A 6,614-nucleotide genomic window follows, 5' to 3' on the forward strand; every position below is an offset into this window, starting at 1 on the left:
GTGCATCGACGTGTGGGACGGTCTGGCCGACCCTGCAACTCGCACGCCCGCCACCGCCGACACGCTGTACAACGTGTACTCGGTGACCAAGGCGGTCGCCGCCACGGCGCTGCATATCCAGGTCGAAAAAGGGTTCGTGGATTATGACGCCCCGATCGCCGACTATTGGCCCGAATTCGCGCATAACGGCAAGGCTGCCGCAACGGTGCGCCACGCGCTGACGCACCGCGCCGGCGTTCCCCTTATGCCCGAAGGCGTGACGCCTGAACTTATGTGCGACACCGCCTGGATGGCGAGCGCGATTGCGGCGATGGAGCCGCTGGCGCCTCCGGGTGAGAAGACGCTGTACCAGTCGATGACCTTCGGCTGGATCGTCGGCGAGATCGTCCGCCGCAGCGATCCTGAACGGCCTGACCTGAACAGCTTCGTGCAGCAGGAGATCGCGCAGCCGCTGGGCCTTGCCGACCTGTGGATCGGTATTCCCGACAGCGTGGCAGACAGGGTCGCGGCGATGTCCAACCGCAACGACAATGATCCGCCCCCGCCCGAGGCAACGCTGTACGCGCGATCGATGCCGCATGCGGTCGATCTGGTGCCGCGCGTGTTCGGGCGGGCCGATGTCCAGCGCGCCTGCATCGCGGGCGTGGGCGGCATCTTCAACGCCCGCGACGAAGCCCGGTTCTGGGCGATGCTGGCAAATGGCGGCACGCTCGATGGCGTCCGCCTGCTGTCGCCCGAGCGCGTCGCTGCGTTTTCCGCCCTGCGCGACAATGGCGACGAGCCCGATCCGGTGATGTTCGGCATGCCGATCCCGATCAGCGTCGGCGGATACTGGCTGGGGGGGCACCGCGTCAGCAGCCCGCGCGCGATCTGGCACCCAGGCGCCGGGGGATCGATCGGTTGGGCCGACCCCGACCAGAACCTTGCCGTGGCGATCTGCCATAACCGAATGTTCAACGCCCGCGACCCCAAGGACGATCCGATATTGCCGATCTCTAAGGCAGTGGTCGCAGCGCTGGGTCTGGAGTGGAAATCATGATGCCCTCACCGCAACTCGAAGACCTGTCCGACCCCGGTTTCGATCCTTTCGTGATCGAGAAGCTTTCGACGGGGGACTGCCACGACCCCTATCCGCAGATCCACGCGCTGATGCAGCGAGGACCAGTGGTCGAGGGTAGCTACCGCAGCCAGTTCACCTCCGTGCCCGACGTGCAGATGGGCCATCTGCCGCAGGTGATGGTGCTGGGATATGATGCGGTGCTGCACGTGCTGACACACCCGGAAATCTTCACCAACAAAGAGGCGTTCTCTCCGAATCTGGGCCGGGCCTTTGGCAATACGGTCACGGTGATGGACGCGCCCGAGCACCCAAGATACCGCAAGATCTTCCAGAAAGCCTTCCTGCCACAGGTGGTCTCCAAATGGGGGGAAACCGTCGTCGATCCGGTCGTGGACCGGCTGATGGCAAAATTCCTGCCGCACGGGCGCGCGGATCTCATCGAGGACTTTACCCACCACTATCCCTTCCAGGTGATCTATGCGCAGGTCGAGCTCGATCCGGCGCAGGCACCGGTGTTCCACAAGCTGGCCATCGCGCAATTGCTGTCCTCGATTGGCGCACCGCAGGGCCAGGAGGCGAGCAAGAAACTGGGCGATTTCTTTGGCGCGCTGGTCGAGCAGAAGCGTGCCAAGCCTGGCACCGACCTGATCAGCCACCTCGCCACGGTCGAAGCTGATGGCGAGCGGTTGCCCGATGACGTTTTGATCTCGTTCCTGCGGCAGTTGATGAACGCGGGTGGCGACACGACCTATCGTGGGACCAGCGTGTTGCTGACAGGTCTCCTCACCCACCCGGAACAGCTCAAGGCGGTTGCCGAAGACCGCAGCCTGATCCCGCAGGCGATCGACGAGGCTTTGCGCTGGGAAGGCCCTGTCGCCTCGACCTTCCGCTATGCCTCTGTCGATACCGAGATAGCGGGCGTGCCCATCAAAAAGGGCACCTTCGTAAACACCGTGCTGGCTTCGGCCAACCGCGACCCATCAAAGTTCCCGAAACCGGACAGCTTCGATATCTTCCGAAGCCGAACACCCCGGCACCTCGCCTTTGCCAGCGGCCCGCACCTGTGCATCGGCCAGCACCTGGCGCGGGTTGAAATGACGCGGGCGCTGAGCGCGCTGCTGGACCGGCTTGTGAACCTTCGGCTGGATCCGGACAAGCCCGCGCCCCGCGTCACCGGCCACATCCTGCGCGCGCCAGAGCACCTGTGGGTGCGCTTCGACAGCTGAGGACACGGGCATGAAACAGTGGATGTGCATGAACTGCGGCTGGTTCTACGACGAGGCCCTGGGTGATCCTATGGGCGGCATTCCCCCCGGCACCGCATGGGAGGATATTCCCGACGACTGGAAATGCCCCGACTGCGGGGCGGAGAAGGCGGATTTCGCGATGGAAGAGGTCTGAGCGCCAGAATTGGCCATCGTGCAGGCCATGATGGCCCATCAGCTGTGGCTTTGCAGAAACGCGCGCAACCGCGCGATATCTCTCACGACAACCCCGCCATAGGCAGGTTGCGCCAGGCCCAGCTGCGCCATTTCCCGCAGCAGCATGTTGGTCCGTTGGCGCGATACGCCGATAATCTCGGCCAATGCCTGTTGCGGCATGCGCACCACGCCATCGGACGCCTGGGCGGCCTTGCCCAGAAGAAATCCGGCCAGGCGGACAATCGCGGTTTGAGTCCGAACACGTTCGCTGTGGCGCATCGCCCAGCGCTGGTGCGCGCAGCCGAGCAAGGCGATATCGCGCCACAGGCCAGGGTCTGCATCCGTCAGCGCCGTCACTGCCCCCATTGGCAAACGGGCAATGCGTGCGGCCGTGGTGGCGATGGCATCATGCGGTCGCGGCTGACCATCGATAACGGACAGTTCGCCGAACCACAGGCCTGGCCGCACCACCATCGCCACCATTTCCAGCCCGCTGCTGCTATAGCTGACCATGCGTACTTCGCCATCGAGCAAGGCGTACAGCCCATCGGGGGCATCGCCCAGCCGGTAGACATGGGCACCGCGAGAGACGGTGCGTCCGCGAACATGGTCGAGTATCCGGCGGCGCCGATCGGTCGCCAGCCCGCAGAACCAGGTGTCGCTTTCCAGCAGGGCGATATCCTCTGGGCTCATTGCGCAAATTTGAACGGCACGCCCTCAATTGTCAATGATGTGACATTTATGGTTCCAGCTTCACGCTATGCTCCAACCAGTTGAAGCGGGACGGGGATTTGCAATGACCGACTATGATCTGATCGTGCGAAACGGGCTGGTCTATGATGGCCTGGGGGGCCCGCCCGTTCGTGCCGATATCGGCATCAAGGATGGCATGATCGCGCATATCGGTGATATTGCAGGTCCTGCAGCCGAAGCCATCGACGCGGCAGGCAAGATCGTCACCCCCGGCTTTGTGGATATCCACACGCACTTTGACGGGCAAGCCACTTGGGAAAACCGGATGGTGCCATCCTCCAATCATGGTGTCACCACCGTAGTGATGGGCAATTGCGGTGTCGGTTTCGCCCCCTGCAAGCCCGATCAACGCGACATGCTGGTCGCGGTGATGGAGGGGGTGGAAGACGTTCCCGAGGTCGTGATGACCGAAGGACTGCCCTGGTCTTGGGAGACGTTCCCCGAATTTCTCGATGTCCTCGACACCCGCCACTATGACGTCGATATCGCCGCCCAGCTGCCGCATTCGGCGCTGCGGGTCTATGTCATGGGGGATCGGGCGGCGGCCCACGAGCCGCCCAGTGCCAAGGATCTGGAACAGATGCGCGCGCTGACCCGGGAGGCGATTGAGGCCGGAGCGATCGGCGTCTCCACATCACGCAACATGATGCACCGGACCAAGGCGGGCGCGCTCGCCCCCAGCCTGTTTTCCGAAGAAGACGAACTGAAAGCTCTCGCCACGGGGCTGCGCGATGCAGGTACCGGAGTTTACCAGATCATCCCGCGCGTGACGGGTTCTGCTGTCGACGAATTTGCCTTGATGGAGCGGATCGCCTCGGTGGCGGAACGCCCCCTGTCCTATTCGCTGTTGCAGATGCCGGCAGGTGATCCTGACGAATGGCGTGTTTCGCTCGACGCGCTGACCGCCGCCAATGATCGCGGGCTGACCATGAAGGCGCAGGTGGCGCCGCGCCCGGTGGGTATGCTCTATGGCCTGGACCTCAGTTTCCATCCCTTCTCGCTGCACCCCAGTTTCCGGCCATTGCTCGACAAGCCCCTGGCTGAAAAGGTCGCAGCGATGCGCGATCCGGCGTTCCACGCCCAGCTGTTGTCCGAAGAACCGGAGGACAGCAATCCGGTGTCGGTCAAGACCGTCATCGCCAGCCGCTTTGCCTATCCGATGGGCGACGTGCCCGTCTATGAACCCGATCTGGCAGACCGGATCGATAACCGCGCGGCAGCGCTGGGCGTCACTTGGCAGGAACATGCCTATGACCTGCTCTTGGAGCAGGAAGGCCGTGCAATCCTGTATCAGCCGGGAGCCAATTACCGCGATGGCAACCTGGATGCCGTGTGGGAAATGCTGACCCACCGCGACACGATCGTCGCGCTGGCCGATGGCGGGGCGCATTATGGAATGATCTGCGATGCGAGCTTCCCGACGTTCTACCTTTCCCGCTGGGCGCGCGACGCGGCAGCGGACCAGCGGATCGCGCTGGAAACTGCCGTTGCGGCGCTGAGCAGCATCCCCGCGGATGCCGTTGGCCTGGGCGACAGGGGACGATTGGTGGCAGGGGCCAAGGCCGACATCAACATCATCGACCTGGACCGGCTGGCCCTACATGCGCCGACAGTGGCGCATGACCTGCCGGCTGGCGGCCGACGCTTGCGGCAATTGGCAGACGGCTATGTGGCCACCATCGTCTCCGGGGTGGTGACCTATCGCCAGGGTCTAGCGACCGATGCGCTGCCGGGCAGGCTCGTGCGTGGATGCAAAGCGATTGCCGCGCTCTAGCCGCGAGCCCATGGGGAGTGGAGCCGAGGCTGCACTCCCCTATCAGCGGTCAGACGATTTCGGCGATCACCACGCCGACTTCATAGGTCTCGCCAATCTCGCCGATGATCTTCAGCGTGCCGGTGGCAGGGCTCTCGACCTCGTTGGTCGATTTGTCGCTCTCCAGCGAATACAGCGGCTGACCCTCGGTGACCTGGCCGCCGTCTTCGATCAGCCATTCGCTCAAGATGCCTTCGTTCATCGAGAACCCGATCTTGGGTATGGTAACCTGAAATGCCATGAAAATACTCCTCAGCTTGCTAGTTCGACGACGGCCTGAAGGATGCGCTCTGCGTTCGGCGCAAAGGCGGATTCGAGCGGCTTCGAATAGGGGACGGGGCTGAAGGTACCGCCCAGACGCTTGACCGGCTTCTTGAGCTGGCCAAACAGTTCCTCGCTGATGACGGCGGCAATTTCCGCACCAACGCCATGTTCCTTCACCGCCTCGTGAACGATCAGCACCCGGCCCGTCTTGGCGGCCGAGGCAAGGACCGTCTCGCGGTCCCACGGCGCGATGGTGCGCAGATCGACGACCTCGACCGAGATGCCCTGCTCTGCCGCCTTGGCAGCCGCCTGCCGGGCTTCGATCGCCATGCGCGCGTACGTGACGATGGTCAGGTCGCTTCCCTCGATCTGCACCGCTGCCTTGCCCAGCGGCACGCGGTGACTGCTGTCGGGCAGTTCCATCGCCATCGGCATGAAATAGGTCGGCAGGTTCTCAATGAACAGCACCGGATCGGGATCATCGATGGCAGAGCGCAACAGGCCATAGGCATCTTCGGGCGTCGAGGCCGCGCACACCTTGATCCCCGCGGTATGCGCAAACCACGCCTCGAGATAATCGCAATGCTGCCCGCCCGAGCCGAAGCCAAGGCCGGTCATCGTGCGGATAACGATTGGCACGTTGGTCTGGCCGCCCGACATGAAGCGCAGCTTGGCGGCATGGTTGACGATCATGTCCATCGCCACCGTGGTGAAATTCATCAGCATGATCTCGGCGACAGGCTTGTAGCCGGCGAGGCTTGCCCCGATCGCCGCACCCATGATCGCCTGTTCCGATATGGGGGTAGAGCGGACACGGTCATCGCCGAACGCCGTCGACAGGCCCTTGGTGATCTTGGCGATGCCGCCGCCTTCGGGATCGGCAAGATCTTCGCCCAGCGTGATGACCTTGGGGTCATCGGCCATCGCGTCGTGATAGGCCTTGGCAATCGCCGCGAGGATCGAAACGGTGGGCTTGGGCGCCTTGGTCGGCTTTTCTGCCTGTGCAACATCGGTCATGCCGACATCGCCTTTTCGAACACATCGAACCGCAGTGAATCCGGTTCGGGCCATGGCGATGCCAGCGCAAATTCGAGCGCGTCGTCGATCTGCGCCTCGATATCCGCTTCCATGGCAGCCAGTTCCTCCTCGGTCGCAATGCGGTCGGCTATAAGCCGGGCGCGCAGGCGCGGAACCGGATCAGCCTCAATCGCCGCGGCCTTTTGCGCCGGCGGAATGTAGCTGTCGTCGTCGCCGAAGTTGTGGCCATAGAAGCGGAAGGTCATGCATTCGAGCAAGGTCGGCC

The 6,614-nt window shown here is 63.5% G+C and carries 8 protein-coding genes; 4 read left to right on the top strand and 4 right to left on the bottom strand.

Annotation, left to right across the window (positions count from 1 at the left end):
• The 3 genes from ACT6VE_RS34240 to ACT6VE_RS34250 form a co-directional block, all read left to right on the top strand.
• Positions 1 to 1,039 (top strand): serine hydrolase domain-containing protein (locus ACT6VE_RS34240; protein ID WP_444802602.1); only part of this gene is annotated, 1,039 nt, incomplete at its 5' end.
• Positions 1,036 to 2,286: a cytochrome P450 gene (locus ACT6VE_RS34245; protein WP_444608502.1), complete on the top strand. Its 1,251-nt coding sequence runs from the start codon at positions 1,036 to 1,038 to the stop codon at positions 2,284 to 2,286. The genes ACT6VE_RS34240 and ACT6VE_RS34245, both read left to right, overlap by 4 nt.
• 10 nt (positions 2,287 to 2,296) lie before the next feature.
• On the top strand, positions 2,297 to 2,461 hold the full coding sequence (locus ACT6VE_RS34250) for a rubredoxin (RefSeq protein WP_069051530.1): 165 nt from the start codon (positions 2,297 to 2,299) through the stop codon (positions 2,459 to 2,461).
• Between the two features lie 38 nt (positions 2,462 to 2,499).
• On the opposite strand, the gene ACT6VE_RS34255 is transcribed toward ACT6VE_RS34250, so the two are convergent.
• Complete coding sequence (locus ACT6VE_RS34255) at positions 2,500 to 3,174, bottom strand: Crp/Fnr family transcriptional regulator (protein WP_287889428.1); 675 nt, start codon at positions 3,172 to 3,174, stop codon at positions 2,500 to 2,502.
• 103 nt (positions 3,175 to 3,277) lie between these two features.
• Here ACT6VE_RS34255 and ACT6VE_RS34260 point away from each other — a divergent pair, with 103 nt between their 5' ends.
• Positions 3,278 to 5,008 (top strand): N-acyl-D-amino-acid deacylase family protein, encoded by a 1,731-nt coding sequence (locus ACT6VE_RS34260; RefSeq protein WP_444608503.1) that lies wholly within the window; start codon positions 3,278 to 3,280, stop codon positions 5,006 to 5,008.
• 49 nt (positions 5,009 to 5,057) lie between these two features.
• Here the strand turns inward: ACT6VE_RS34260 and ACT6VE_RS34265 are convergent, their stop codons facing one another.
• From ACT6VE_RS34265 to ACT6VE_RS34275, 3 genes are all read right to left on the bottom strand, one after another.
• A complete protein-coding gene (locus tag ACT6VE_RS34265) occupies positions 5,058 to 5,288 on the bottom strand; it encodes a biotin/lipoyl-containing protein (RefSeq protein ID WP_069051527.1) in 231 nt (76 codons plus the stop codon).
• Between the two features lie 11 nt (positions 5,289 to 5,299).
• Positions 5,300 to 6,328 (bottom strand): alpha-ketoacid dehydrogenase subunit beta, encoded by a 1,029-nt coding sequence (locus tag ACT6VE_RS34270; RefSeq protein ID WP_069051526.1) that lies wholly within the window; start codon positions 6,326 to 6,328, stop codon positions 5,300 to 5,302.
• Positions 6,325 to 6,614, bottom strand: a 290-nt coding sequence (locus tag ACT6VE_RS34275; RefSeq protein ID WP_444802603.1) for a thiamine pyrophosphate-dependent enzyme, incomplete at its 5' end; no start/stop codon positions are given. The genes ACT6VE_RS34270 and ACT6VE_RS34275, both read right to left, overlap by 4 nt.

The sequence above is a fragment of the Shinella sp. genome, assembly GCF_052438155.1.
GTDB lineage: Bacteria > Pseudomonadota > Alphaproteobacteria > Rhizobiales > Rhizobiaceae > Shinella.